The 22,891-nt window shown below is 69.4% G+C and carries 20 protein-coding genes; 16 read left to right on the forward strand and 4 right to left on the reverse strand.

Going from position 1 to position 22,891, the window contains the following annotated elements; all coding sequences use genetic code 11:
* Positions 1–12 precede the first annotated feature (12 nt).
* Positions 13–1,245 carry a polyhydroxyalkanoate depolymerase gene (locus ABDZ92_RS09775; RefSeq protein ID WP_125960545.1) on the reverse strand — a complete coding sequence of 411 codons (1,233 nt, stop codon included), beginning with the start codon at positions 1,243–1,245 and terminating at the stop codon, positions 13–15.
* Positions 1,246–1,455: 210 nt separating this feature from the next.
* Between ABDZ92_RS09775 and ABDZ92_RS09780 the strand changes: the two genes are divergently transcribed.
* A complete protein-coding gene (locus tag ABDZ92_RS09780; protein WP_241211819.1) occupies positions 1,456–3,198 on the forward strand; it encodes an ABC transporter transmembrane domain-containing protein in 1,743 nt (580 codons plus the stop codon).
* A gap of 84 nt (positions 3,199–3,282) precedes the next feature.
* Complete coding sequence (locus tag ABDZ92_RS09785) at positions 3,283–3,543, forward strand: hypothetical protein (RefSeq protein ID WP_125960547.1); 261 nt, start codon at positions 3,283–3,285, stop codon at positions 3,541–3,543.
* Positions 3,544–3,617: 74 nt separating this feature from the next.
* On the opposite strand, the gene ABDZ92_RS09790 is transcribed toward ABDZ92_RS09785, so the two are convergent.
* The 3 genes from ABDZ92_RS09790 to proS all read right to left on the reverse strand — a co-directional run bounded on the left by ABDZ92_RS09790 (position 3,618) and on the right by proS (position 8,334).
* Entirely contained in the window at positions 3,618–4,103 is a 486-nt protein-coding gene (locus ABDZ92_RS09790; RefSeq protein WP_272695619.1) for a hypothetical protein, read from the reverse strand.
* A 92-nt stretch (positions 4,104–4,195) separates the two neighbouring features.
* Positions 4,196–6,454 carry a ribonuclease R gene (rnr, locus tag ABDZ92_RS09795; protein ID WP_125960549.1) on the reverse strand — a complete coding sequence of 753 codons (2,259 nt, stop codon included), beginning with the start codon at positions 6,452–6,454 and terminating at the stop codon, positions 4,196–4,198.
* 347 nt (positions 6,455–6,801) lie between these two features.
* Entirely contained in the window at positions 6,802–8,334 is a 1,533-nt protein-coding gene (gene proS / locus ABDZ92_RS09800; protein WP_125960550.1) for a proline--tRNA ligase, read from the reverse strand.
* 413 nt (positions 8,335–8,747) lie between these two features.
* On the opposite strand from proS, the gene ABDZ92_RS09805 reads away from it, so the two are divergent.
* The 14 genes from ABDZ92_RS09805 (at position 8,748) to ABDZ92_RS09870 (ending at position 22,891) form a co-directional block, all read left to right on the forward strand.
* Positions 8,748–8,891, forward strand: coding sequence for a hypothetical protein (locus ABDZ92_RS09805; protein WP_272695620.1), 144 nt, complete (start codon positions 8,748–8,750; stop codon positions 8,889–8,891).
* A gap of 130 nt (positions 8,892–9,021) precedes the next feature.
* The gene (locus tag ABDZ92_RS09810) at positions 9,022–10,404 is read left to right on the forward strand and encodes an O-antigen ligase family protein (RefSeq protein ID WP_125960551.1); all 1,383 of its coding nucleotides are present in this window, start codon (positions 9,022–9,024) and stop codon (positions 10,402–10,404) included.
* Entirely contained in the window at positions 10,401–11,087 is a 687-nt protein-coding gene (locus ABDZ92_RS09815; protein ID WP_125960552.1) for a polysaccharide biosynthesis/export family protein, read from the forward strand. Before ABDZ92_RS09810 ends, ABDZ92_RS09815 begins: the two co-directional genes overlap by 4 nt.
* A gap of 11 nt (positions 11,088–11,098) precedes the next feature.
* A complete protein-coding gene (locus ABDZ92_RS09820) occupies positions 11,099–12,331 on the forward strand; it encodes a GumC family protein (RefSeq protein WP_125960553.1) in 1,233 nt (410 codons plus the stop codon).
* Positions 12,332–12,337: 6 nt separating this feature from the next.
* Positions 12,338–13,285 (forward strand): tyrosine-protein kinase domain-containing protein, encoded by a 948-nt coding sequence (locus ABDZ92_RS09825; protein WP_286671064.1) that lies wholly within the window; start codon positions 12,338–12,340, stop codon positions 13,283–13,285.
* Positions 13,286–13,317: 32 nt separating this feature from the next.
* Positions 13,318–14,154, forward strand: a complete 837-nt coding sequence (locus ABDZ92_RS09830; protein WP_343762627.1) for a hypothetical protein — start codon at positions 13,318–13,320, stop codon at positions 14,152–14,154.
* 27 nt (positions 14,155–14,181) lie between these two features.
* Positions 14,182–15,249, forward strand: a complete 1,068-nt coding sequence (gene gmd / locus ABDZ92_RS09835) for a GDP-mannose 4,6-dehydratase (RefSeq protein WP_125960555.1) — start codon at positions 14,182–14,184, stop codon at positions 15,247–15,249.
* Entirely contained in the window at positions 15,239–16,195 is a 957-nt protein-coding gene (fcl, locus tag ABDZ92_RS09840; protein ID WP_125960556.1) for a GDP-L-fucose synthase, read from the forward strand. Before gmd ends, fcl begins: the two co-directional genes overlap by 11 nt.
* Positions 16,183–17,406: a WcaI family glycosyltransferase gene (locus ABDZ92_RS09845; RefSeq protein WP_125960557.1), complete on the forward strand. Its 1,224-nt coding sequence runs from the start codon at positions 16,183–16,185 to the stop codon at positions 17,404–17,406. The genes fcl and ABDZ92_RS09845 overlap by 13 nt, the downstream gene beginning before the upstream one ends.
* Positions 17,403–18,704, forward strand: a complete 1,302-nt coding sequence (locus tag ABDZ92_RS09850) for a hypothetical protein (protein WP_125960558.1) — start codon at positions 17,403–17,405, stop codon at positions 18,702–18,704. Before ABDZ92_RS09845 ends, ABDZ92_RS09850 begins: the two co-directional genes overlap by 4 nt.
* Positions 18,701–19,609, forward strand: a complete 909-nt coding sequence (locus ABDZ92_RS09855; protein WP_125960559.1) for a glycosyltransferase family 2 protein — start codon at positions 18,701–18,703, stop codon at positions 19,607–19,609. Before ABDZ92_RS09850 ends, ABDZ92_RS09855 begins: the two co-directional genes overlap by 4 nt.
* The gene (locus tag ABDZ92_RS09860; RefSeq protein ID WP_125960560.1) at positions 19,609–20,847 is read left to right on the forward strand and encodes a glycosyltransferase; all 1,239 of its coding nucleotides are present in this window, start codon (positions 19,609–19,611) and stop codon (positions 20,845–20,847) included. The genes ABDZ92_RS09855 and ABDZ92_RS09860 overlap by 1 nt, the downstream gene beginning before the upstream one ends.
* Entirely contained in the window at positions 20,844–21,611 is a 768-nt protein-coding gene (locus ABDZ92_RS09865; RefSeq protein ID WP_125960561.1) for a glycosyltransferase, read from the forward strand. The genes ABDZ92_RS09860 and ABDZ92_RS09865 overlap by 4 nt, the downstream gene beginning before the upstream one ends.
* Entirely contained in the window at positions 21,611–22,891 is a 1,281-nt protein-coding gene (locus ABDZ92_RS09870) for a hypothetical protein (RefSeq protein WP_125960562.1), read from the forward strand. The genes ABDZ92_RS09865 and ABDZ92_RS09870 overlap by 1 nt, the downstream gene beginning before the upstream one ends.

Raw genomic sequence — 22,891 nt, forward strand, 5'->3', positions numbered from 1 at the left:
CTCGCGGCGGCTTCAGCCGCCGTGCTGCGCGATCCAGCCCTCCAGCACCGGCGCGATGCGGTTGCGCCACTTCGAGCCGTGGAAGATGCCGTAATGGCCGACACCCTCGGCCAGGTGATACTGCTTCATCTCCTCGGGAAGCGCCTTTGCGAGCGTGAGCGCCGCCCGGGTCTGCCCCAGGCCGGAGATGTCGTCGCGTTCCCCTTCGATCGCGAGCAGCGCGGTGTCCGTGATGGATGCCGGATCCACCGGGCGGCCGCGGTGCGTCATCGTGCCGTTCGGCAGCGCGTGGGTCTGGAACACCAGCTCGATCGTCTGGAGGTAGAACTCCGCCGTCATGTCGCAGACCGAGCGATACTCGTCGTAGAAATCCTTGGTCGCGGATGCGCTGTCGCCGTCGCCCTCGACCAGATGTTTGAACATCTCCCAGTGGGAGATCATGTGGTTGCCGAGGTTCATGCTCATGAAGCCGGCGAGCTGGAGAAAGCCCGGGTACACCCGGCGGCCGGCGCCCGGATAGGTCATCGGCACGGTCGCGATGACGTTCTGTTCGAACCAGGCGTGCGGGCGCTCGGTTGCGAGCGTGTTCACGGCGGTCGGCGCTTCGCGCGTGTCGATCGGGCCGCCCATCATGCTGAGCGTATAGGGGCGGTTCGGATGGCGATCGCGGTTCATCGCTGCGGTCGCGGCATAGGCCGGGACGGACGGCTGGCACACCGCCAGCACATGCGCGCGGGGATCCCCCTCGGCTCCGATCGCAGCCAGGAAATCGGTCAGGTAGTCGATATAGTCGTCGAGGTCGAAGCGGCCGTCCGACAGCGGCACCAGCTTCGCATCGCGCCAGTCGGTGATGTAGACGTCGGCCGAGACCAGCATCCGCCGCACCGTGTCGCGCAGCAACGTCGCGTAATGGCCCGACATCGGCGCCACGATCAGCAGCTTGGGTCCACCGGTCACCCCCTCGCGCACGAAATGCTTGAGCTGGCCGAAGGGCTTCCGCAGCACGATCTCTTCACGGACCGCGACCTCGCGGCCGTCGACCACCGTCTGGGTGATGCCGAAGGCCGGCTTGCCGCGCGGGGCAGCCGCATGCGCGAAGACTTCCAAAGCAGACGCAAGCACCGGCCCGCCGCCGAAATAGGAAAACGGGTTCGCCGGGTTCTGGAGCAGGCCCGCGCCGAAGTTCGCCATGGCGCTGGCACCGGCCAGCATCGATCGTTGAAATTCGTAAGCGTCGTACAACATCAAGAAACCGTCCTTCGCCAGCGCGCCCGCGCAGGACGGCACTTTGTTCCACGATATAAGCCACTTCGAAGCGGCTGCAATCATCGGGCACTCGTCAACCGGAACGCACGCCGTCGCGCAGAGGTTTCGCCCGGCGGCGGTTCGCGCTAGTCGGGCGGCATGGCACTCCGTTCCTCGCAGCGCGCCGCATCGGCCGAACCGACCACGCGCATGTTGCCCGCCCTCAAGCTCGTGTGGAGCTTCACCATCCGCTACAAGCTGCAGCTTGCCGCGGCGCTGGTGTCGCTGCTGATCGCTGCGATGGCGACGCTGTGGATCCCGCGCACCTTCCAGAAAGTGGTCGACAACGGCTTTGCCGCCGGAGCCGATCCGTCGCAGATCGGCGGTTACTTCGAAGGGCTGCTGTTCGTCGTCGTTGCGCTGGCATTCGCGACCGCCGGCCGCTTCTACTTCGTGTCGTGGCTGGGCGAGCGGACCGTCGCCGACATGCGCGCGGCGGTCCATCGCAACCTGCTGCGCATGCCGCCGCGCTGGTTCGAGGAGAACCGACCGTCCGAGATCGCGTCGCGCCTGACCGCCGACACCGCCATCGTCGAGCAGATCGTCGGCACCACCGTCTCGACCGCGCTGCGCAACCTGCTGATCGGCATCGGCGGCGTGATCTACCTGTTCGCGCTGGCACCCAAGTTGGCCGCCTATCTCATTATCGGCATTCCGCTGGTGGTGACGCCGATCATCTGGATGGGCTCGCGGGTGCGCAAGCTGTCGCGCTCCAGCCAGGACCGGATCGCCGATATCGGCGCGATCGCGTCCGAGACGCTGGGCGCGATGAAGATCGTGCAGGCGTTCGGGCAGGAGAAGCGCGAGGCGGAGCGCTTCCAGTCGGCGGTGGAGGCGGGCTTCGGCGTGGCGCGCCGCCGTTTCGGCACCCGCGCGATCATGACCGCGATGGTGATCGGGCTGTTGTTCGGTGCGATCACGCTGATCCTGTGGGATGCCGTCAGCGACGTCGCCTCGGGCCGCACGACCGGCGGCGCGCTGACCGCCTTCGTCATCACCGCGGCGCTGGTGACCGGTTCGTTCGGCGCGCTGACGGAGGTCTATGGCGACCTGCTGCGCGCCTCGGGCGCTGCCGGCCGCCTCGCCGAGTTGCTCGCCCAGGAGCCCGAGATCCGTGCCCCGGCCGATCCGGTGGCGCTGCCGCAGCCGCCACAGGGCGCGTTGGCCTTCGCGAACGTCGCGTTCCGCTACCCCACCCGTCCGGACGTGGCGGCACTCACGAACTTCTCGCTCGAGGTCGCGCCCGGGGAGACGGTGGCGGTGGTCGGGCCGTCCGGTGCCGGCAAGTCGACGCTGTTCCAGCTGCTCCAGCGCTTCTACGATCCGGCGAGCGGCGCGGTGTCGGTCGACGGGGTGAACGTGCGCGATGCCGATCCGGCAGAAGTGCGCGCGCGCATCGCCATGGTGCCGCAGGAGACGGTGATCTTCGGTGCCTCGGCGCGCGACAATCTGCGCTACGGCCGCTGGGACGCGAGCGACGAGGCGATCTGGGCAGCGGCGGATGCGGCCAACGCCAGCGAGTTCCTCCGCGCGCTGCCGGAAGGGCTCGACACCTTCCTGGGCGAAGGCGGCGCACGCCTGTCCGGCGGTCAGCGCCAGCGGATCGCGATCGCCCGCGCGCTTTTGCGTGACAGTCCGATCCTGCTGCTCGACGAGGCCACTTCCGCGCTCGATGCCGAGAGCGAACGTCTGGTGCAGGACGCGCTGGAGCGGCTGATGACCGGTCGCACCACGCTGGTGATCGCCCACCGCCTGGCCACGGTACGGGCCGCGGGCCGCATCATTGTCATGGACGAAGGGCGGATCGTCGAGAGCGGGACCCATGGCGAACTGATCGCCCGCGGCGGCCTCTACGCGCGCCTCGCGGCGTTGCAGTTCAACCAGGCCGTCTGAAGGACCCACTAGTACCGTAGAAGCGAATAGCGCTTCCTCTACCGGGTCACCGCGTTACCTTCCGCTCGGGACTTTCGGGAGGGTATGATGCGGACGATGATTCTTGCGGTTCTTCTTGGCGCGCTGGGCGGAGGCACCGCGCTCGCGCAGGGGAACGACAAAGGCGCGGCGGTGGATCAGCCGGGAGCGGAGGCTTCTGAGAAGAAGATCTGCCGGCGAATGCAGGTCACCGGCAGCATCCTGGCGGGAAAACGCGTCTGCCATACCAAGGCCGAATGGGCCGAGATCGACAGGGCTAACCAGGACGCGCTGGAGCAGGCTCGTCGGTCGCGCGGCACCCGCTAACGGCACAGAGACCCGGCCCCTGCCGTCTCGCCGGCAGGGGCGCCAGGGCTGTCCAAGGCCGTACGGCTAGCGACCTATTGCGGGGGCTTGGCGGGCGCGCAGCGGACGCGGCGTAGCGCATAGCTCGCGAACGGCTGCTCGCCGCCCTTCGCGTCGCGCGCGATGATGGTCCATCCGAGCTGCTCGCCGGCCGGGCGCCAGCGGTTGACGAATTCCGCGTCGGAATAGCGGTAGCTGATGTCGAAGCCGCCGGGCTGGACAGAGCCCTTGCCGCTCGCCGTCATGCTGCCGCCGAAGCTGTCGGACCAGAAACCGATCACCTCGCCAGCCCCTTTGCCGCCGCCGAACACCAGATGCGCGGCATAGCGGTCAGAAGGATCGGCGACCGCAACGCTGCTCGCATCGAGGGCCAGCATCGCGCCGAGCGCTACCGGGCGAGCCTCGACGGCGATGGTAACCGGCTTGCCCATCACCTCGCCCCTGCCCGTCCAGCAGCCCTCCAGCTGTCGCACCGCCTCGGGAGCACGCGCAGGCTCCTCGGCGGCGGCCGTAGACGCCATCAGTACGGCCACGGCTACCAGCATCCGCTTCATCAACACCCCCCATGTCCCCGCCACCGGGTGTGGCGGGAAGCGGGGGCGCGGGCAAGAGGCTAGCGCTTGCGTCCCTGGTGGCGGATGTTGCCCGGGCGTCCGCGGCGCTTCAGCACCCTCGGCGGCCGGCGGCCCGGCTCTCGATCGCCGCGACTGCTGTCTTCAGGCGCTCCGCCAGCGGATCCCTTGCCGTCGACCAGCTCGAAGCGCAGCGCGCCGGACACCGGGTTTGCCTCGACCAGTCGAAGGGGCAGGCGCTGGCCGAGGGTGAATTCCTCACCGCTGTGGTCGCCGACCAGCCGCTGGCCCTTCTCATCGTAGCGGAAATATTCGCGGCCGAGGTCGCGGGCCGGCACCAGCCCGTCGCCGCCGATGCCGTCCACCGTCGCAAAGAAGCCGAAGCTCTGCACGCCGGTGATGCGTGCCTCCATGACGCTGCCAACATGCTCGGACAGATAGGCGGCGACGTAGCGATCCACCGTTTCGCGCTCCGCCTCCATCGCGCGGCGTTCCAACGCGCTGATGACTTCGCCGGTGCGCTCCATCGTCGCCATGTCCTCGGCGACGCCGCCCGGACCAAGGCCATAGGAGGCGACCAGGCCGCGATGCACCACCAGGTCGGCATAGCGGCGGATCGGCGAAGTGAAGTGCGCGTAGCTGCCGAGCGACAGGCCGAAGTGGCCGTGGTTCGCCGGCCCGTAATAAGCCTGGGTCTGCGAGCGCAGCACCTGCTCCATCACCTGCGGGCGAAACGCCGCCTCCCCCACCTTGTCGAGGATGCGGTTGAAGGTGGCGGGCTTGATCACCTGCCCGAGGGCAAAGGGGATCTCGAAGGTCTCGAGATAGTCCTTGAGCGCGACCAGCTTCTCGCGGCTCGGCGGCTCGTGGATGCGGTACATGACCGGCGCCTTCTTCGCCTCGAGCGCCTTTGCGGCGGCGACGTTGGCCGCGATCATATAGTCCTCGATCAGCTTATGCGCGTCGAGCCGCTCGCGCGGGGCGACCGAGAGGATGCGCCCCTTCTCGTCGAGCACGATCCGCCGCTCGGGCAGGTCGAGGTCGAGCGGCTCGCGGGCTTCGCGCGCCTTGTAGAGCGCGCGCCAGCAGTCCCAGAGCGGGCGAAGCGCGGTGTCGACCAGCTCCGGCGCCACCTTGTCACCGGTGCCGTCGATCGCCGCCTGCGCGTCCTCGTAGGCGATGTTCGCCGCGACGCGGATCACCGCCCGGGTGAAGCGCCAGCCCTTGAGCTTGCCGTCCTTTGCGACCTGCAGGTGGCAGGCGAGCGCGGCGCGATCCACACCCTCCTTCAACGAACAGACGTCGGCCGACAGCGTCTCCGGCAGCATCGGCACGACGCGATCAGGGAAATAGACGCTGTTACCGCGCTTGCGCGCCTCGCGGTCGAGCGCGCCGCCCGGGCGCACGTAGAAGCTCACGTCGGCAATCGCGACGATCGCCTTCCAGCCGTCGGGATTCGAGGGATCGTCATCGGGCGCGGCCCAGACGGCATCGTCATGATCGCGCGCGTCGGCAGGGTCGATGGCGACGATCGGCAGGTCGCGCAGGTCCTCCCGGTCGTTGCCCAGCGGCGCCTTGGCGATGCGCTCCGCCTCCTCGATCACCTCGGCACCGAACACGTCGGGGATCGAGTGCTTGTGGATCGCGATCAGCGAGAAGCTGCGCGCCTCGAACGGATCGCCCAGCCGCTGCGTGACGCGCGCGGTGATCCGCGGCGGACGGCCCGCCTTTTCAGCGAGAACCAGGTCGCCCGGACTTGCGTCCCCGGCATCCGACACCATGAAGTCGCGGCGCTCCTTCTTCTCCACGCCCTGGAGCCACAGCTTGCCGCCCTCTTCGTGGAGGACGCCCAGCATCAGTTCCTCGCCGCGCGCGAGCGTCTTCATCGGATGCGCGATCCAGCCGGAGCCCGCCTCCTCGGTGCGTGCGAGCACGCGGTCGCCGACGCCGAGCGCCGAGCGCTTGCCCTTCTCCCGGATGCGCAACCGCGGCGGGGGCGTCTCCGCCTCCCAGCGCTCGGGCACGGCCCAGACGCTGCCGCCGTCGTCGACATCGGCCACCCGCAGCACCGTGACCTTCGGAAGCCCCCCCATCTTGTGAAAGGCACGACCGGGGGCGCTGTCGATCAGCCCCTCGTCCGCCATGTCCTTCAGAAGCGCCTTGAGCGTAATCTTCTGCTGGGCCGAGAGGCCGAAGGCGCGCGCGATCTCGCGCTTGCCGGCCGGCGTGTCCGACGTGGTGATGAAATCGAGGATCTGCTCGCGCGTCGGAAGGCCGGGGGCGATTTGTTTCTTTGCCATGTGGCGCAAAGATAGGCGTCCGGGGCCGCAAGGCCAATGGACTGCGTGACCGTCGCTGAACTTACCGCCCGTTAACTCCTGGGCACCTAGCCTGCTCGCGAAGCGGGGGCTTCAGAAGAGGTGCGTAGATGCCCACCAATCAAATGATCGTCGTGTTCATCGTTCTGGTCGTCGCGGCGGCCTTCCTGTTCCTGTGGCGCCGCCGCGACACCGGCCACACCTCGGACGACCACCGCTGAGGGCACGGAGCGGGAGGCTCCCGCTCCGTGTGGCCGCTACCCTGTCGCGCTCCCGCGCAGGCGGGAACACGGCTTTGGTGAGGGGACGTCCCCCTCACCTCTGATCGCTCAATAGGCGCGGCCGATCAGGATCCGCTCGACCGACGGGCGGCCCGTGAAGACGCACGGGCCTTCGTCATGGCCGGTCTGCGCCGTGGGCGCGTTGCGGATGGTGAGCTTCAGCGCCTTTAGCCGCTCGACGACCTGGTCCAGCTCGGCGCCGGTCGGGCGCACCCAGCGCACGTCCACCCAACCCGGGTTCACGACGCCTTCCGCAAAATGCGCCTCCACGCCCGCCCAGTCGTCCACCGGCGTGATGCGCGCGCGCAGCTTCTCGATCGACTGGTCGTGCAGGGCGGTCTGGATCGCCTCCAGCGTTGCGCCGACGTCGCCTACGAAGCCGTCGCGCGGCAGGATCGTGCTGTCGAGCTTGCCGTCCTCGCGGTACAGCCGGTCGCGGCGCAGCACCGAGACGTTGCCACCCGCCGCATCGCGCGGGCCGACCTCGACGATGATCGGGGCGCCCTTCTTGACCCAGCCCCAGCGCTTGTTCGCGGCCTTGGCGGGCTTCAGGTCGAGCAGCGCACGTACCGGCTCGCCGAGCGAACTCTGGCCGGCCAGCGCCGCCTGCAACTCGCGGCAATAGGCGACGACCTCCTCGTCCTCCGGCTTGTCGCGCAGCATCGGCACGATCACCACCTGCCACGGCGCGATCTTGGGCGGGACGCGCAGCCCATCGTCGTCGCCGTGCACCATGATGACGCCGCCGATCATGCGGGTCGAGACGCCCCAGCTGGTGGTGTTCGCCAGTTCCAGCTCGCCGTTCGCGTTCTGGAAGCGGATGTTCTGCGCCTTGGCGAAGTTAGTGCCCAGGAAGTGCGAGGTGCCGGCCTGCAGCGCCTTGCCGTCCTGCATCATCGCCTCGATGCTGTAGGTGGCGACCGCACCCGGGAAGCGCTCGTTCTCCGGCTTCTCGCCCGCAATCACATGGACGGCCAGGCAGTCCTCGGAAAAGCGGCGGTAGAGCTCCAGGATCTTGAGCGTCTCCTCGCGTGCTTCGTCCGCCGTTGCGTGGGCGGTATGGCCCTCCTGCCACAGGAACTCGCTGGTGCGCAGGAACATGCGGGTGCGCATTTCCCAGCGCACGACATTCGCCCACTGGTTGATCAGCACCGGCAGGTCGCGCCAGGACTGCACCCATCGCGAGAAGGCGGTGCCGATCACCGTCTCCGACGTCGGACGCACGACCAGCGGCTCTTCCAGCTTCGCTTCGGGATCCGGCACTAGCCCGCCCTTGCCGTCCGCCACCAGGCGGTGATGGGTGACGACCGCCATCTCCTTGGCGAAGCCCTCCACGTGCTCGGCTTCCTTCTCGAAATAGCTCAGCGGGATGAACAGCGGGAAGTAGCAGTTCTCGTGCCCCGTCGCCTTAATCTGGTCGTCGAGCAGCCGCTGGATGCGTTCCCAGATGCCATAGCCCCAGGGCCGGATGACCATGCAGCCGCGGACGCCGGATTCCTCGGCGAGGTCGGCCTCGGTGATGACGGACTGGTACCAGGCCGCGAAGTCGGCCTCACGGGTGACGGGGAGCGCGTGTTTCATGGCAAGCGCCGATAGCGCCGTCCGAGCGCCGCGTCATCTACCCACGCGCAATCCGCGGCACCGGATGTGGTTCTTTCGCGCGTCCCGGGTCTTCGACCCACAACTCCGATTTACTTGGCCGGATGCAACGACGGGAAAGAAGAGGAAACCGCACCTCCTGTAGGCTGACCCGATTTGGGGCAGTCCATCAATGCTTTACTGGCAGTTTTTCTTGTTGGTACATGTTGCCAACTGATCCGATTACGATAGTGTTAACTATAGACAAAGAATCGGGGGATCGGATGTCGCAAAGCGGGGGAGTGCTGAAAGCAGCCATAGCGATCGCGGTGGCGCTTGGAAGCGTCGCAAGCGCAGCGGCCGCCCAGAGGTCTGAGGATTCGCTTCCACGGATGCGTGCGACCGCGCAACGATCGGTGGCATCCCAGCGCGCAGTCGCGCCGGTGGCCGAAGCCAACCGCCTGATCGGGCTGCCGCTCTTCCTCGGCTTAGGCATCGGCACGGCAGTCGCGGTGACCGTCGCCATGGCGGCTTCGGGCCAACCCGACAGCGAAGGCTGATCGCCGGCATCGCGCCGCCAACCGGCGCGATCCGCACATCGCATGGCGCGCCGGCAACCGCCGGCGCCCGCTCCCTTCCTGTCGCGGTCGCTCCAGCCGGAGCGGAACCGTGCTTGCGCGAGTTGCGTCCATGATCTCGGCAACAACGTGGAATGCGGCGGCACGCGCGGATCGTGCCGGGAGGACGGGCCTGCCGGACGTCCGGGCGGCATTGTGCCTGGGACTGGTGACGGTCGCGCTGCTGATCGGGGGCGGCGGATCGCCGGCACCCCGTGCGGAACTGGTGGTGGAACTCGCTGCGATCGGTGCTGCGATCCTCTGGTCGCTCCTCCCCGCGGAGGCTCCTACCCGCGTTGACCGGCTGCCGATCATCCTCGCCGCGGCACTGCCGGGCGTCGCGCTCCTGCAACTCGTGCCCCTGCCGCCCCAGCTCTGGCAGGGACTCCCCGGACGCGAGACGGAGCTTGCGGCGCTCGAACTCGTCGGAGCGGCCGGGCAGTGGATGCCGCTGTCGATGACCCCGGACCGCACCCTCGCCTCGACGCTGTCCCTGATCCCGCCGCTGGTGGTGCTCGCGTTCGTGATCCATGCTCCGCTCGCCGAGCGCACCAGGCTGCTCGCGGTCGTGGTCGCAGCCGCCACGCTCTCGGCCATCGTCGGAGTGGTGCAGGTGGCGAGCGGGAGTGCGGGAGCGCTCCGCTTCTACGGCAGCCGAGGCTTCACGTACGCCAGCGGCTTGTTCGCCAATCGCAACGCCGCTGCCGACTTGTTGCTCGCCGGGCTGGTCGCGATGCTCGCATTGGCCTTCTCGCGTCCGGAACTGCTGCGCACTCTCTCTGCGCGCCTCGCCTGGTCGATGCTGGCACTGTTCCTGCTGCTTTCGGTGGCGCTGACCCGCTCGCGCGCCGGGATGATGCTGGTGCTCGTGCCGGTGATGCTCGCGCCCCTGACGCTGGGGCCCTGGCGCTTCGACCGGCGGCGGGCGTTCGGCTGGGCGGCTGCGACACTGGGGATCGGCGGCGCGGCGCTGGCACTCGCCAGCGGCAGTCCGGCACTGCGCCACAGCTGGGACCGGTTCGCGCTGGCGCCCGACAACCGCGCCGATCTCCGAATCGACACGCTGCATGCAATTTCGCGAAGCTGGCCCGTCGGCACCGGTATCGGCAGTTTCGTCCCGGTCTTTGCCGCGGCCGAGCGGCTGGAAACGGTGGACTCTTCCCCCGCCAATCGCGCGCACAACGATTATCTGGAGTTCACCCTGGAAGCAGGAGCCGCCGCCCCGCTGCTGCTGCTCGCGGCCGTCGCCGCGATCCTTCGGCGCGCCGCGCCGCTGCTGCGCGCCGGCATTGAGCGAGAGCGCCGTGCCCAGCTGCTGTTTGCGCTCGCCACACTCGGCATCTTCGCGCTGCACGCCTTCGTCGATTACCCGATGCGGGCGATGACGCTCGCCTGCGTCGCGGCAATCGCGGTCGGCATGCTCGCCCATCCGCCGCAGCGCGGAGAGGTCGCATGATGCGCCTGCGTCCGATCGTGATGCTCGCCGCGGGGCTGCTTTCCGCCTGCCAGTCGCCGCGCGCGGGGCTTCCGCACGGGCCCGATGCCTATGCAGTGATCCCGCCGCCTGCGGCGGGCACCACCCGCGGCGCGTACCGCATCGGCCCGCTCGACGTGCTCGCCATCACCGTCTTCCAGGAGCCGGAGCTGTCGCAGCGCGACTTGCAGGTCGACGCGTCCGGCAACCTGCTGATGCCCCTGGTCGGAACCGTGCAGGCCCGCGGCAAGACGGCGCATCAGCTCTCCCGCGAGATCGCCGGGCGACTCGGCACCGAGTATCTGGTCGACCCGCAGGTCACCGTAACGGTCACCGCCTCCGTCTCGCAGCAGGTGACGGTGGAGGGCAACGTCACCATGCCCGGCGTCTATGACATCACGGGCGCCCCGACCCTGCTGGAGGCGCTGGCCCGCGCCCGAAGCCCCACGCGGGTCGCGCGGCTGCAGGAAGTGGTGGTGTTCCGCACGATCGACGGCAGGCGCGCGGGCGCCGTGTTCGACGTAGCCGCGATCCGCAACGGCCGGGCACCCGATCCGGAGCTGCTCGGCGGCGACGTGGTGGTCGTGGGCTTCGATGCCGTGAAGGGCGCCTTTCGCGACTTCCTCACCACCGCGCCGCTCGTCAGCGCGTTTCGCACCTTCTAGGAGCGCCGGCCTTGTCCCTCGCCTCCGTGCCAGTCGCTCCCTTGCCCCGCGCCGCGGAACCGGCGTCCGACGCGACCCTCCGCATCGACCTGACGGCGCTGCTCGCGCTGCTCGGCCGCAATCGCCTGCTCATCGCCGCGACGCTGGCAACGGCACTGCTGGGCGGCCTGATCGTGACGCTGTTGATCAGCCCCAAATATGTCGCGACCGCCAGCATCCAGATCGACCAGGAAGCCGATCGCGTGCTGGAAGGCGCCGAGGTGCAACCGCAGGCCGGCTATGCCGATGCGGAGCGCTTTCTCCAGACCCAGGCGGACGTGTTGCGGAGCCGGGCGCTCGCGATCCGCGTGGCGAAGCGGCTGAAGCTGTTCGGCGATTCCGCCTTCTTTCACGCGATGGAGGTTCCGCTGCCGCAGGAGGCGACGACCGCAGCCGGAACCGCGCGCATCCGGGAAGCGACCCTGCGGCTGCTCCAGGAGCATCTCGCCGTCGAACTGCCGCGCAATTCCCGCGTGGCCAGTGTCGCGTTCGAGAGCACCGACGCGGAGCTCGCCGCGCGGGTCGCCAATGCCTACGCCGGCGAGTTCATCGAGGCGAACCTTCAGCGGAAGTTCGACAGCTCCGCATATGCGCGCGACTTCCTCTCGCGCCAGCTGGCGGCTGCAAAGCTGCGGCTGGAGGAGTCGGAGCGCGCCCTGACCCACTATGCGCGAGCGGCACGGCTCATCCGCACCGCAGACGCCGGCGAGGGATCGCACACCGCCATGCCGGGCTCGGTCACCGCGGCCAGCCTCGTACAACTGAACGCCGCTGCCAATGACGCCCGCGCCGCCCGCATTTCCGCCGAGCAGAAGTGGCGGTCGATCGCGCAGGTGCCCGTCCTCAACATACCGGAGGTGCTCGGCAACCAGGCCGTCGAACGACTGCTGGAGCAGCGCGCAGCCGGCGCCGCCGAGCTGCAGCGTGAACGCGCACGGCACTTGAGCGGGCATCCCGGCGTACGCCAGCTGGAGGCCCAGCAGGCGGAGCTGGGCCGGCAGGTCTCCGCCCTCGCGACGGCCATCCGCAGCTCGATCCACGACCAGTATCGCCATGCGCAGGGCCGCGAACGCGCGCTGGCGGAGCAGGTGGACGCGCTGAAGGGAGCTACGCTTGCCGAGCAGGACCGCAGCGTGCGCTACGCCATCCTGGCGCGGGAGGCGGACACCAATCGCACCCTCTACGACGGGCTGCTCCAGCGCTAGAAGGAGCTGAGCGCCGCAGCGGGGATCAACGCGAACAACCTGTCGATCGTCGACATGGCCGAGCCGCCGCTTGCCCCCTCTTCACCGAAACTGGCGCTCAACCTGGTCGTCGCGCTGGCACTCGGCCTGATCCTGGCAGGCGCGGCGGTGCTGGTGCGCGAGCAGTTCGACGACGCGGTGCGGGCACCCGATGAGGTCGAGGGCAAGCTCGGCCTGCCCCTGCTGGGAGCCATTCCGCTGGTCCAGGACATCGCCGTCGACGTGGCGCGGCCCCGTTCTCCGGCCGGCGAGGCGTATAATGCGCTGCGCAGCGCGCTGCTGCATGCCAGCCCGCACGGGCTTCCCCGCACGCTACTGGTGACGAGCAGCCAGCCGGGCGAAGGCAAGTCGACCTCGAGCTATGCGATCGCCGCCGGCCTCGCGCGCCTCGGCAAGCGGGTCGTGCTGGTCGACCTCGATCTTCGCCGGCCGTCGCTCCACCGGATGCTCGACCTTCCGAACGGCTGCGGGGTGAGCGACGTGCTCGCCCGCGAGGCACGGCTGGAAAGCGCGTTGCAGCACGCGCAGGCGCTCGGCTTTCCGGTCCTGACGGCGGGTCCGGTGGCGCCGAACCCGGCGGAGCTCCTTGGCAGCGCGAGCATGGCGGAGATGATGGTCGGGCTGGTCGAGCGGTTCGAGGCGATCGTGCTCGATGCGCCGCCGGTGCTCGGCCTCGCGGATGCGCCGACGCTCGCCGCGCAGGCGGAGGCGACGGTGTTCGTGGTCGAGGCAGGGCGTCGCGGCAGGGGCGCCACCAAGGCGGCGCTGCGCCGGCTGCGCGCCGAACGCGCCGCCATACTGGGGGTGGTGCTCACCAAGTTCGACCTGCGGAAGGCGGGTGCCGGTCAACGCTACTACCGCAACGGCTACTACGACTATGGCGAGGCCGACACGCTCCGGCAGGCGGCCGAATGAGCGCGCGGGCGATCCTTACGATCGTGGGAGCGGTGCCGCTGGCGCTTGCGTGCCTCGCCAGTGCCGCCGACCGTATGGGCGTGCCGCTCGGCCTGCTGCCAGCACGTCTCGCGCCCGGTGCCGCGATCCAGACGGCGCGGGAGGCGTTCGTCTCGGCCGATCCGATGGCGGCGCGCGCTCGCGCGGCGGCCGCGGTCGCCGCCAGCCCGATGGACGCTGGCGCAAGCGCTTTGCTGGGTGCGGTGGCCTTGAAGGCGGGCAATCCGGTAGCTGCGCACGAAGCCTTTGCGGTCAGCGCGCGGCTGGGATGGCGCAATCCGGCCGCGCAACTCTATTGGCTGGGTGTCGGCCTGGAGGCGCAGGACTACGCGCTCGCGGCCGAGCGGCTCGACGCGCTGCTGCGCACCGGGCAGCGCAGCGCGGCGATCGACGCGGCGATCTTGCAGTTGGAAGCCTCGCCCGGCGGCCGTTCGGCACTGGCGGCGCACCTCCTGGTTGCGTCGAACTGGCGGGAAGCATTTACCGCAAGCACCGGCGCCCTCTCCGGCACCGCACTCGCCCGGCGGATCGCAGTGCTGCAGCGGGCCCGCGCCGGCGGCATGCCCGTCGACTGCAAAGCCGTCGCGGCGACGGTACGGACCCTGGTCGACCGCGGCGACCGGAAAGCCGCGTCTGACCTGTGGCGCGCGGCCTGCGCGCCGCTGAGCGAGACGGAATCGCGTGCCGGAAACTTCGAGACCGTGGCAGCCGCCCGGCAACCGACCCACGGCGCGCAGCCGGTGTGGGTCGACGACCTCACGATTGTCCGGATGGCCGCAGCGCCTCCGGCCGTGCGGGCAAGAGACGTGGAGCAGACAACCAGAAGCTGACGATCATTCAGGGGGGGGGAACGAACCGTGAGCACCGGCAAGACCGCATTGATCACCGGCATCACCGGCCAGGACGGCGCCTATCTGTCCGAGCTGCTGCTGTCCAAGGGCTACACCGTCCACGGGATCAAGCGCCGATCCTCCTCCTTCAACACGTCGCGGATCGAGCATCTCTACCAGGATCCCCATGTCGAGGACCCGCGCTTCATCCTCCACTATGGCGACATGACCGACAGCACCAACCTGATCCGGGTGGTGCAGGAGACGCAGCCGGACGAGATCTACAACCTCGCCGCGCAGAGCCATGTCGCGGTAAGCTTCGAGACGCCGGAATATACCGCCAATGCCGATGCCATCGGCACGCTCCGGCTGCTGGAGGCGATCCGGCTGCTCAAGCTGGGGGACAGGACCCGCTTCTACCAGGCGTCCACGTCGGAGCTTTACGGGCTGGTGCAGGAAGTACCCCAGCGCGAGACCACGCCCTTCTACCCGCGCAGCCCGTACGCCGCCGCCAAGCTCTACGCCTACTGGATGGTCGTGAACTATCGCGAGGCTTACGGCGTGCATGCCTCGAACGGCATTCTCTTCAACCATGAGAGCCCGCTGCGCGGCGAGACCTTCGTCACCCGCAAGATCACGCGCGCGGCCGCAGCCATCAAGCTGGGGCTCCAGGACAAGCTCTACCTCGGCAACCTCGATGCGCGGCGCGATTGGGGCCATGCCCGCGAATATGTCCGCGGCATGTGGATGATGCTGCAGCAGGATTGGGCGGACGATTATGTGCTGGCGACCGGTGAGACCACGCTGGTGCGAGACTTCGTCGCCAAGGCATTCGAACTCGTCGAACTCCCGCTCGAATGGCGCGGCTCCGGCGTGGCCGAGACCGGCGTCTGCGCGCGTACCGGCCGGACGCTGGTGGAGGTCGACCCGCGCTACTTCCGGCCGACCGAAGTGGACCTGCTGATCGGCGACCCGAGCAAGGCACGGGAGCGCCTGGGCTGGGAGCACGGCACCAAGTGGGATGCCCTATGCGCCGAAATGGTGCGCGAGGACCTCGTCGCCGTCGCACGGGAGCAGCGTTGCAGTGCCGAGTGACGGCTTCCCCCTCACCGGCAAGCGTGTGTGGGTCGCTGGGCATCGCGGCATGGTCGGCTCCGCGCTGGTCCGGCGGCTCGGACGCGAGGCCTGCACGATCCTCACCGCCGGACGTGCCGAACTCGACCTCAGGCGGCAGGACGCCGTCGAGCAATGGATGGCGGCCCATCGTCCCGATGCCATCTTCCTTGCGGCGGCCAAGGTCGGCGGCATCCTCGCCAACGATCGCGCACCCGCGGACTTCCTCTACGACAACCTGCTGATCGAGGCGAACGTGGTGGAAGCGGCGTACCGCACGGGCGTCGGCAAGCTGATGCTGCTGGGGTCCAGCTGCATCTACCCGAAGTTCGCCGACCAGCCGATCCCGGAGGAAGCCCTGCTCACCGGGCCGCTGGAGCCGACCAATCAATGGTACGCGGTCGCCAAGATCGCGGGCATCAAGCTCTGCCAGGCCTATCGTCGCCAGCACGGCTGCAACTTCATCTCGGTCATGCCCACCAACCTCTACGGTCCGGGCGACAATTTCGATCTGGAGACAAGCCACGTGCTTCCCGCCCTGATCCGGAAGGCACATGCCGCGAAGCTGGCCGGTGCCGACACGCTGGAGCTCTGGGGCAGCGGCACACCCCGCCGCGAGTTCCTGCACGTGGACGATCTTGCCGATGCGTGCGTGCACCTGATGCACATCTACTCGCAAGAGTGCCACGTAAACATCGGGTCTGGCGAGGATATCTCGATCCTCGACCTCGCCCGCCTGGTGGCGGAGGTCGTGGGATTCGCGGGCGGCATCCGCTGCGACCGGACGAGGCCCGACGGCACACCGCGCAAGTTGCTCGACAGCCGCCGCCTACGGGCCACCGGTTGGCAGCCCCGGATCGGGCTACGCGACGGCGTCGCCCAGGTGTACGCCCACTATCAGCAGCAGGTACAGCCATGCGCATCCTGATCCTGGGCATCAACCATGCGCCGGAACCCGTTGGAATTGGGCCCTATACGGCAGGCACCGTTGCGGCGCTGGCAGCGGCGGGGCACGAGGTGCAGCTGGTCACCGCCAAGCCCTATTATCCCGGCTGGGCCCTCGCCCCGGGATGTTCCCGCACGCTCTACAGTCGCGAAACGCGTGGCAGGACGACGATCTGGCGCTGCCCCTTGTATGTGCCCAGGCAACCATCAGGCGCCCGCCGGGTGGCGCATCACCTGAGCTTTGCGCTCGCGGCCCTGCCCCCGATGCTGGCAGCAGCAGTCCGCTTTCGACCGCAGCTGGTGCTGACCGTGGCGCCCTCCCTCCTGTCGGTTCCGGTCGCCAAGCTGGCGGCGCGGATCGCGGGCGCGCCGCTGTGGATCCACGTCCAGGATTTCGAAGTGGAGGCAGCGTTTGCGACGGGCCTGCTGGAGGGCGCGGAGCCGCTTGCGCGACTGGCACGCGCCTTCGAGGCACCGACGCTGAAATCCGCCCATATCGTCAGCAGCATCTCGCCGCAGATGTGCCGCCGCCTGAAGCAGAAGGGCGTTCCGGCCGAACGGGTGGTCGAGTTCCGCAACTGGGCAGAGCTGGATACGATCACGCCACTGGGCGTGCCATCCGGATACCGCAGCGAATGGGGTCTGGGGAACCGGCACGTCGCGCTTTATTCCGGCAACATCGCCAACAAGCAGGGCATCGAGATCCTGGTCGAGGCGGCGCACCGGCTCGCCCATCGCGAGGACATCGTCTTCGTAATCTGCGGCGAGGGGCCGAATCGGGCTCGGCTGGAAGCACGGGCCGCGGCCCTCACCAACATCCGGTTTCATCCCCTCCAACCCGCCGAGCGAATGGGTGCGCTGCTGGGCCTGGCGAGCGTGCACCTGCTGCCGCAGACCGCCGGAGCAGCCGATCTGGTGCTGCCATCCAAGCTCGCGAACATGCTCGCGAGCGGGCGCCCTGTCGTGGCTACCGCAGCCGCCGGGTCGGGCCTCGCGCGCGAGGTGGAGGGATGCGGGCTGGTGACGCCGCCGGGCGATCCTGCCGCCCTCGCCGAGGCGATCGCCACGCTGATCGACGATGGTCCCAGGTCGGAGGCCATGGGCGTCGCAGCTCGCAGGCGGGCCGAGGCACGCTGGAGCCGCCGGGCGATCCTGGACGGCTTCGTCGCGCAGGTGGAGGCCGTTGCCGCATGAGCGGGCGGGCGGCCGGGGCTGTGGCCAGCTTTGCGATCAAGGCGCTGGGCCTTGCCGCGCAGGCGGCGACGCTGGTGCTGATCACCCAGGTCCTGGGGGTTCAGGGCTTCGGCAGCTATTCGCTGATGCTGTCGATCGCCAGTGTCGCGGCACAAGCCGCCGACTTCGGGATCGGCCGCTACCAGTTCCGGCTGGCCCATCGCGGCCGAGCGACACGAGTGCTGGTGTTCTGGAGCCTTGGCTTCCGGCTTGCCACGACGGCATTGCTGCTGCCGTTGCTGCTGGTGCACGGCTGGCGGGCGGAAGTGTCGACGGCGGCGCTCCTGCTGGGCTTCGCGGCGAACCTCCTGTTCCAGCTGGCCTACCTCAACCGTCACCTGTTGCTGCTGGAGGAGCGCGTCGCCGCCGCGATCCTCGTCGAGACAGCGCCGGCGCTGTTCTTCTGCGTGGGCGTGGCGCTGTCGCTTGCGGGGGCCGTGCGGTTGGACGTCGACGGGGCGCTGCTGCTGTACCTGCTCGCCACCTTCGTGGGATTCCTGCTGTCGATCGCGGCTGCCCGGAACGGGGCGAGCTGGGCGAAGGGTGCGGCGATGCTGGCGCGCGCCCGGGCCCGCCGCGTGGCGGCAGGCCTGGCTATCCTACTCCGTCGATCAAGCCTGGTCGGCATCGAGACGTTCGTCGCGACTGCAACCTTCAACGCGCCGATCCTGATCGTGGCGAGCCTGGGGAACGGCACGGCAACACCCCAGGTGGCGCTGTATCAGCGCATCCTGGGGCTGGAGGTCGCCCTCCTGTCGGTAACTGTCACCACCCGGCTGAAGCGCTATTACGATAGCGGCAGCCGGCGGACGCTCGACCTGCGTCCGGCACTCGCGTCCGGAATGCTGGTCTTCGCGCTCAACGCTGCGGGATTGCTCCTGCTTGCGCCCTTCGCGGCAATGCTGCCGCAGATCGGCGACCTCACAATGGTGCAGCTGGCGCTGTCGCTGCGGCCGCAGCTGATCGCGCTCGCCGCGGTCACCGCCTGCGTCGCCGCCTACAGCCACTGCTCGATAGCAGCGCTGGGCGGAGACTGGCTGTGGCAGCGGTGCGCGAGCGGCAGCGTCGCGCTCTGCGTCACCGCACTCGGCGCAGCGATCCTCACTCGGGCCGGCAGTGCTCCTCTTGCGGCAGTCCTCCACGCATCGCTGCTGGGGCAGGCGCTGGGCGTTGCGGTGCTGGTCGCCACGGTCGCGCGCCATGGTGCGCACATTCACCTGCCCCGCCCCTTCCCCTCTATCGGAGCGCGCGCATCATGAGCGGCACGCGCATCTCCGTCATCATCCCTACCCGCGATCGCGCCGACAAGCTTGCCCGCGCGCTTGCCAGCGTGACGGCCCAGACCGATCCCCCGCAGGAGATCCTGGTCGTGGACGATGGCTCCTGCGCCGAGGAAGCCGCGCGGATCGCCGCGCTCGTCGGGGCTACGCCGGCCGCACGACTGCTGCGCCAGGAGCGCAGCGCCGGAGGAGCGGCTGCGCGCAATTTCGCGGCGCGACAGGCGTCGGGGGAAATACTCGCCTTCCTCGACTCCGACGATTGGTGGCTGCCGCGCCGGCTGGCGAACCACCGCGCCGCGCTCGCCTCCCCGGCTACCATGCTGTCCTACAACCGCGCCCAGCTCACGCGGTCCGGCGCGGGCACGGGCCGGGGCACGGTAGGACGTGCGCCGCCCGAGCGGTGGCCGCTGCGCGTGGCAATCGCAGGCTGGAACTTCGTGGGCAGTTGCTCGAGCGTCTGCGTCCGGGCCGAGGCCTTTCGGGCGGTGGGCGGCTTCGATCCGGAACTGCCGAGCTGCCAGGATTGGGAGCTCTGGTTGCGGCTGAGCCGGCGCGGCCGCTTCGCCTTCCTCCCCGAACCGCTCACCTTCCTAGACGTGGGGCCGCACGCCCGCATCACGACCTCGGCGCGGGCGGTCGAGACGGGACATGCGCTGGTCCATCGCCGCGCGGCAGCGATGGCGTCGAGCGAGGCGGAGCAGCGCTATGTCGCAGCGGAGCATCTATGGACGCTCGCGGAGATCGAAAGCCGCTTCGAACGCACGCGCGCGGCGCTCCCCTACATGCTCCGCTCGCTGCTCCGATGCCCGACCCAGCGGGCGCTGAAGCGGACGCCGGCGCTCGCGCTGCGCGCCGTTTCCGGCCCGCGTGAACGGCAAGGCTGATGCGCGGCAGCGCGGCCTTTCCATCGAAGCGAATCCTGGCCCTCAACATCCGCGCCACTCAGGGCGGCGCCGGACGCGTAGCCTATGATCTGCACCAGCGGCTACGAGGTGCCGGTCACCAGCCGCGCCTGCTCTACGGCTACGGGTCAGGAATCGCGCCAGACCCGCAGGTACTGGCAGAGCCTGAGATCGAGATGATCGGCTCCCGGCCCGTCGTGCTCGCGAACTTCGCAGCGCATCTGCTGGGCGGCCGGGAGGTCGCGACGGCCGGAGTCGCGGCGATCCGGGATGCCGTCGCCGAAGCGGACGTGATCCACCTGCACGCGGTACATCATTGGTACGTCCGATGGGCAGGCCTTGTCCGGATGCTGCGGGACAGCGGCAAGCCGGTGGTGATCACCGCCCACGACTGGTGGCTGCTGACAGGTCGCTGCGGCTTCGTGCGCGAATGTTCCGGCTGGGAGCGACGCTGCGGCGAGTGCGGGAAGCGGCGCTTCGAGGACCTGCCGAGCCTGCTGGACCGGTCCGCGACAACTCGCCGGGCGCGGCACGAAGCGCTGCGGATGCTCGGCGACCGCCTGACGATCGTCTGCCCTTCCCGCCACCTCGCGCAGGACCACGCCCGAATCCTTCCAGAGCTGGAGGTCGTCTGCGTGCCCAATGCCCTCGACCGCGAGTTCGAAGCGGCGCTCGGCCCTGTCCGCCCGACGTCGGACCGGCGCGGACACCTGTTCTGCGCATCGGATCTCGCCGCGCCGGGCAAGATCGACCCCGGGCTCGTCCGTGCGCTGGCGGCGGAGCCCGGCGTCACGGTCGGCCTCATCGGCCGCGGCAACCCGTTTCGCGACACCGCGGCCCTCGAGCATGGCGAGGTCCGCGCCCGGGCGGCGCTGGCGACGCTCTATGGAGGCGCGCGCGGGCTGCTGTTTCCCTCCCGCATGGACAACGCCCCGCTCACCATCATCGAGGCGCTGAGCGCAGGCTGCTATGTGCTCGCCTATCCCTCCAGCGCGGCCCGCGAGATGCTCGCCCAGGTCGGCGGGCGCTGCGTGCAGTCGGCGGACGAAGCGCTGGCGCTGGTCCGCTCCGGCCGTGAGGCGACGCTCTATGACGGCATTTCCCCTGCCGAACTGGCACGGCGGGCGCGGCAGATCTGGTCGGGAGCCGCGATGCTCGACGCCTATCTGGGCGTCTACGCACGGGCGCTTCCGCCTGCCGATACGCAGGCCGCGGCATGAGCGTCCCGCTGTCGATCATCACGATCGTGCGCAATGACCGGGCGGGACTGGAGCGGACCCGAAGCTCGCTCAGCGATCAGCGCCTGCGGGACTTCGAGTGGATCCTCGTGGATGGCGCGTCGACGGACGCAACCCGGCCGCTGGTGGAGGCACTGTTGGATCAGGGGGTCGCGCGGGGCGTATCCGAGCCGGATGCCGGCATCTACGACGCCATGAACAAGGGGCTGCGGCTTGCCCGCGGCGAGCATGTGCTGTTCCTCAATGCGGGTGACCGGTTGATCGGTCCTGACGCGCTCGCTCGCGCTACGGCGGCGATGGCAGCCTTGGGTGACCCCGACATCGCCTTCTTTGGGTCGCAAATGGATTTCGGCGGGCGCATCCTTGCCCGACAGGCCAAGCCACCGGGGTATCTGTGGCACGGCCAGCCCGGGCTGCACCAGGCGACCTTCGTCCGGCGCACGCTGCACCTTCGCTACCCATTCCGCGAGCAATACCGGGTGTGCGGCGACTATGATGCGCTCACGCGCATGGCGATGGCGGGCGCGCGGATGGAGAGCTTCGCCGAAATCATCGGCGTGAACCGGTTCGAGCGCGGCGCCATGTCCAGCAACAAGCGGCTGTTGATCCGCGAAGCGGCTGCCATCCAGCGTGCGGTGCTGCGCCTGCCGCGATGGAAGGTGGCGGTGAGCGCCGGACGGCGTGCGCTCCATTCGGCGGTGTTCACGCTGCTCACCAGCATCGCGCCGCGTGGATCGGCACGCTGATGCTGCGCCTCCACCCTGCCGATCTGCGGGAACGCGTGCCGCTCCGGCTGCTGGCCGGGGCGAGCGTGCTAGGCCTCTATGTGCGGGTTGGGGAAGTCGGGAGCTACGCCGTCACCCTGGGCGGGCTCGCGGCGGCGGTCGTGCTGCTGGTCTCCCTACGCGAGGTTCGCCTGCGGCTGGCGCCCCTGGCCATCGCCGCAGTTCTGCTGCTGTGCCCGCTGCTGCTGTTTCTCGGCGCTTCGCTGACGGAGGCGACGCTGCTGCCGACGGCCGACGCGTTTCTGCAATCCTATGCCCTGTGGGCTGCATCCGTGATGCTGATCGGTCTGGCATTCCTCAGCATCCGTCCGGTGCAACTGCCGGCGCCCTTCGCTCTCGCGTCGATGATCCTCCTGGTAGCGGGTGGGCAGTGGCTCATGGCAGGACTGGCCGGGAGCCTCGCAGGGTTCGAGCTTGTCGCGCCCCTGCTCGGTATCGACCTGGTGCACGGCTATCTCCGGATGGAGCCCGGCTGGGGCGTGCGGGCGATCGGCCTCTATTACGAGCCGTCGATGTGCGGCCGGGTGCTGGGGACGCTCGCCTTCATCGACTTCCTCCAGCACCGCCGCGCGGTGCGGGCAGCTGGGGTGCTGCTCGCCGCGCTCCTGCTGACAAAGTCACTCGGCCTGCTGGTGCTGGCCGCCGCCATCGGCACGATCCTGCTCGGCCGGTCGCGCCGCGGCGCGCTGGCGCTGGCGTCGCTCACGGTGCTGGTTGCCGGGGTGCAAGGTGCCGCGTTCGAGCAGCGCCTGCGCAACGACGCCGCGGTCCAGGCGGAGGCATCCACCTATCGCCGCACCGTGGCGCCCCTCGCGCCGGTGGTGGAGACGCTCGCGGTGAATCCGGCGGGCGTCGCGATCGGTGCGGCCGAACTGGTGGCGGATGCCACCGGCTATGCCGAGCGCACTGGTGAGGCGAAGATCACCAACGGCATCTACGAAGTCCTGCTCTACTTCGGCGTGCTGGGCGTCGCTGCACTCGCCGCCGCCCTCGTCGGGGTCGCGGCGCTTGTGTTCTCCGGACGGCGCGAGGCGGCCGCGGCGCTGCTCTACCTGCTGCTGTCCACCGCGCTTTCCGGCAGCTTCCTGTCGATCGAGTCCTCCCTGCTCACCTACTATTTTATCGTCGCCTGTCGGACCGCGGCTCGCCCGTACCGGCCTGTCGCAGAGACGAGCGCCCCGACATGGGCGGCGCCTGCCCGCCGACCGGCGTGGGGGCGGCCGGCGGGCGTGCCTCTCTAG

Source organism: Sphingomonas molluscorum, assembly GCF_039522995.1.
Lineage (GTDB): Bacteria > Pseudomonadota > Alphaproteobacteria > Sphingomonadales > Sphingomonadaceae > Sphingomonas > Sphingomonas molluscorum.

What these genes read in the sequence shown, in the direction of transcription:
- ABDZ92_RS09860 (WP_125960560.1), top strand. Translation starts at nt 19,609, where the DNA reads ATGCGCGGCAGCGCGGCCTTTCCATCGAAGCGAATCCTGGCCCTCAAC.
- rnr (WP_125960549.1), bottom strand. Translation starts at nt 6,454, where the DNA reads ATGGCAAAGAAACAAATCGCCCCCGGCCTTCCGACGCGCGAGCAGATC.
- ABDZ92_RS09855 (WP_125960559.1), top strand. Translation starts at nt 18,701, where the DNA reads ATGAGCGGCACGCGCATCTCCGTCATCATCCCTACCCGCGATCGCGCC.
- ABDZ92_RS09810 (WP_125960551.1), top strand. Translation starts at nt 9,022, where the DNA reads ATGATCTCGGCAACAACGTGGAATGCGGCGGCACGCGCGGATCGTGCC.
- ABDZ92_RS09815 (WP_125960552.1), top strand. Translation starts at nt 10,401, where the DNA reads ATGATGCGCCTGCGTCCGATCGTGATGCTCGCCGCGGGGCTGCTTTCC.
- ABDZ92_RS09845 (WP_125960557.1), top strand. Translation starts at nt 16,183, where the DNA reads ATGCGCATCCTGATCCTGGGCATCAACCATGCGCCGGAACCCGTTGGA.
- ABDZ92_RS09780 (WP_241211819.1), top strand. Translation starts at nt 1,456, where the DNA reads ATGTTGCCCGCCCTCAAGCTCGTGTGGAGCTTCACCATCCGCTACAAG.
- ABDZ92_RS09790 (WP_272695619.1), bottom strand. Translation starts at nt 4,103, where the DNA reads ATGGCGTCTACGGCCGCCGCCGAGGAGCCTGCGCGTGCTCCCGAGGCG.
- ABDZ92_RS09785 (WP_125960547.1), top strand. Translation starts at nt 3,283, where the DNA reads ATGATGCGGACGATGATTCTTGCGGTTCTTCTTGGCGCGCTGGGCGGA.
- ABDZ92_RS09870 (WP_125960562.1), top strand. Translation starts at nt 21,611, where the DNA reads ATGCTGCGCCTCCACCCTGCCGATCTGCGGGAACGCGTGCCGCTCCGG.
- ABDZ92_RS09775 (WP_125960545.1), bottom strand. Translation starts at nt 1,245, where the DNA reads ATGTTGTACGACGCTTACGAATTTCAACGATCGATGCTGGCCGGTGCC.
- proS (WP_125960550.1), bottom strand. Translation starts at nt 8,334, where the DNA reads ATGAAACACGCGCTCCCCGTCACCCGTGAGGCCGACTTCGCGGCCTGG.
- ABDZ92_RS09850 (WP_125960558.1), top strand. Translation starts at nt 17,403, where the DNA reads ATGAGCGGGCGGGCGGCCGGGGCTGTGGCCAGCTTTGCGATCAAGGCG.
- ABDZ92_RS09865 (WP_125960561.1), top strand. Translation starts at nt 20,844, where the DNA reads ATGAGCGTCCCGCTGTCGATCATCACGATCGTGCGCAATGACCGGGCG.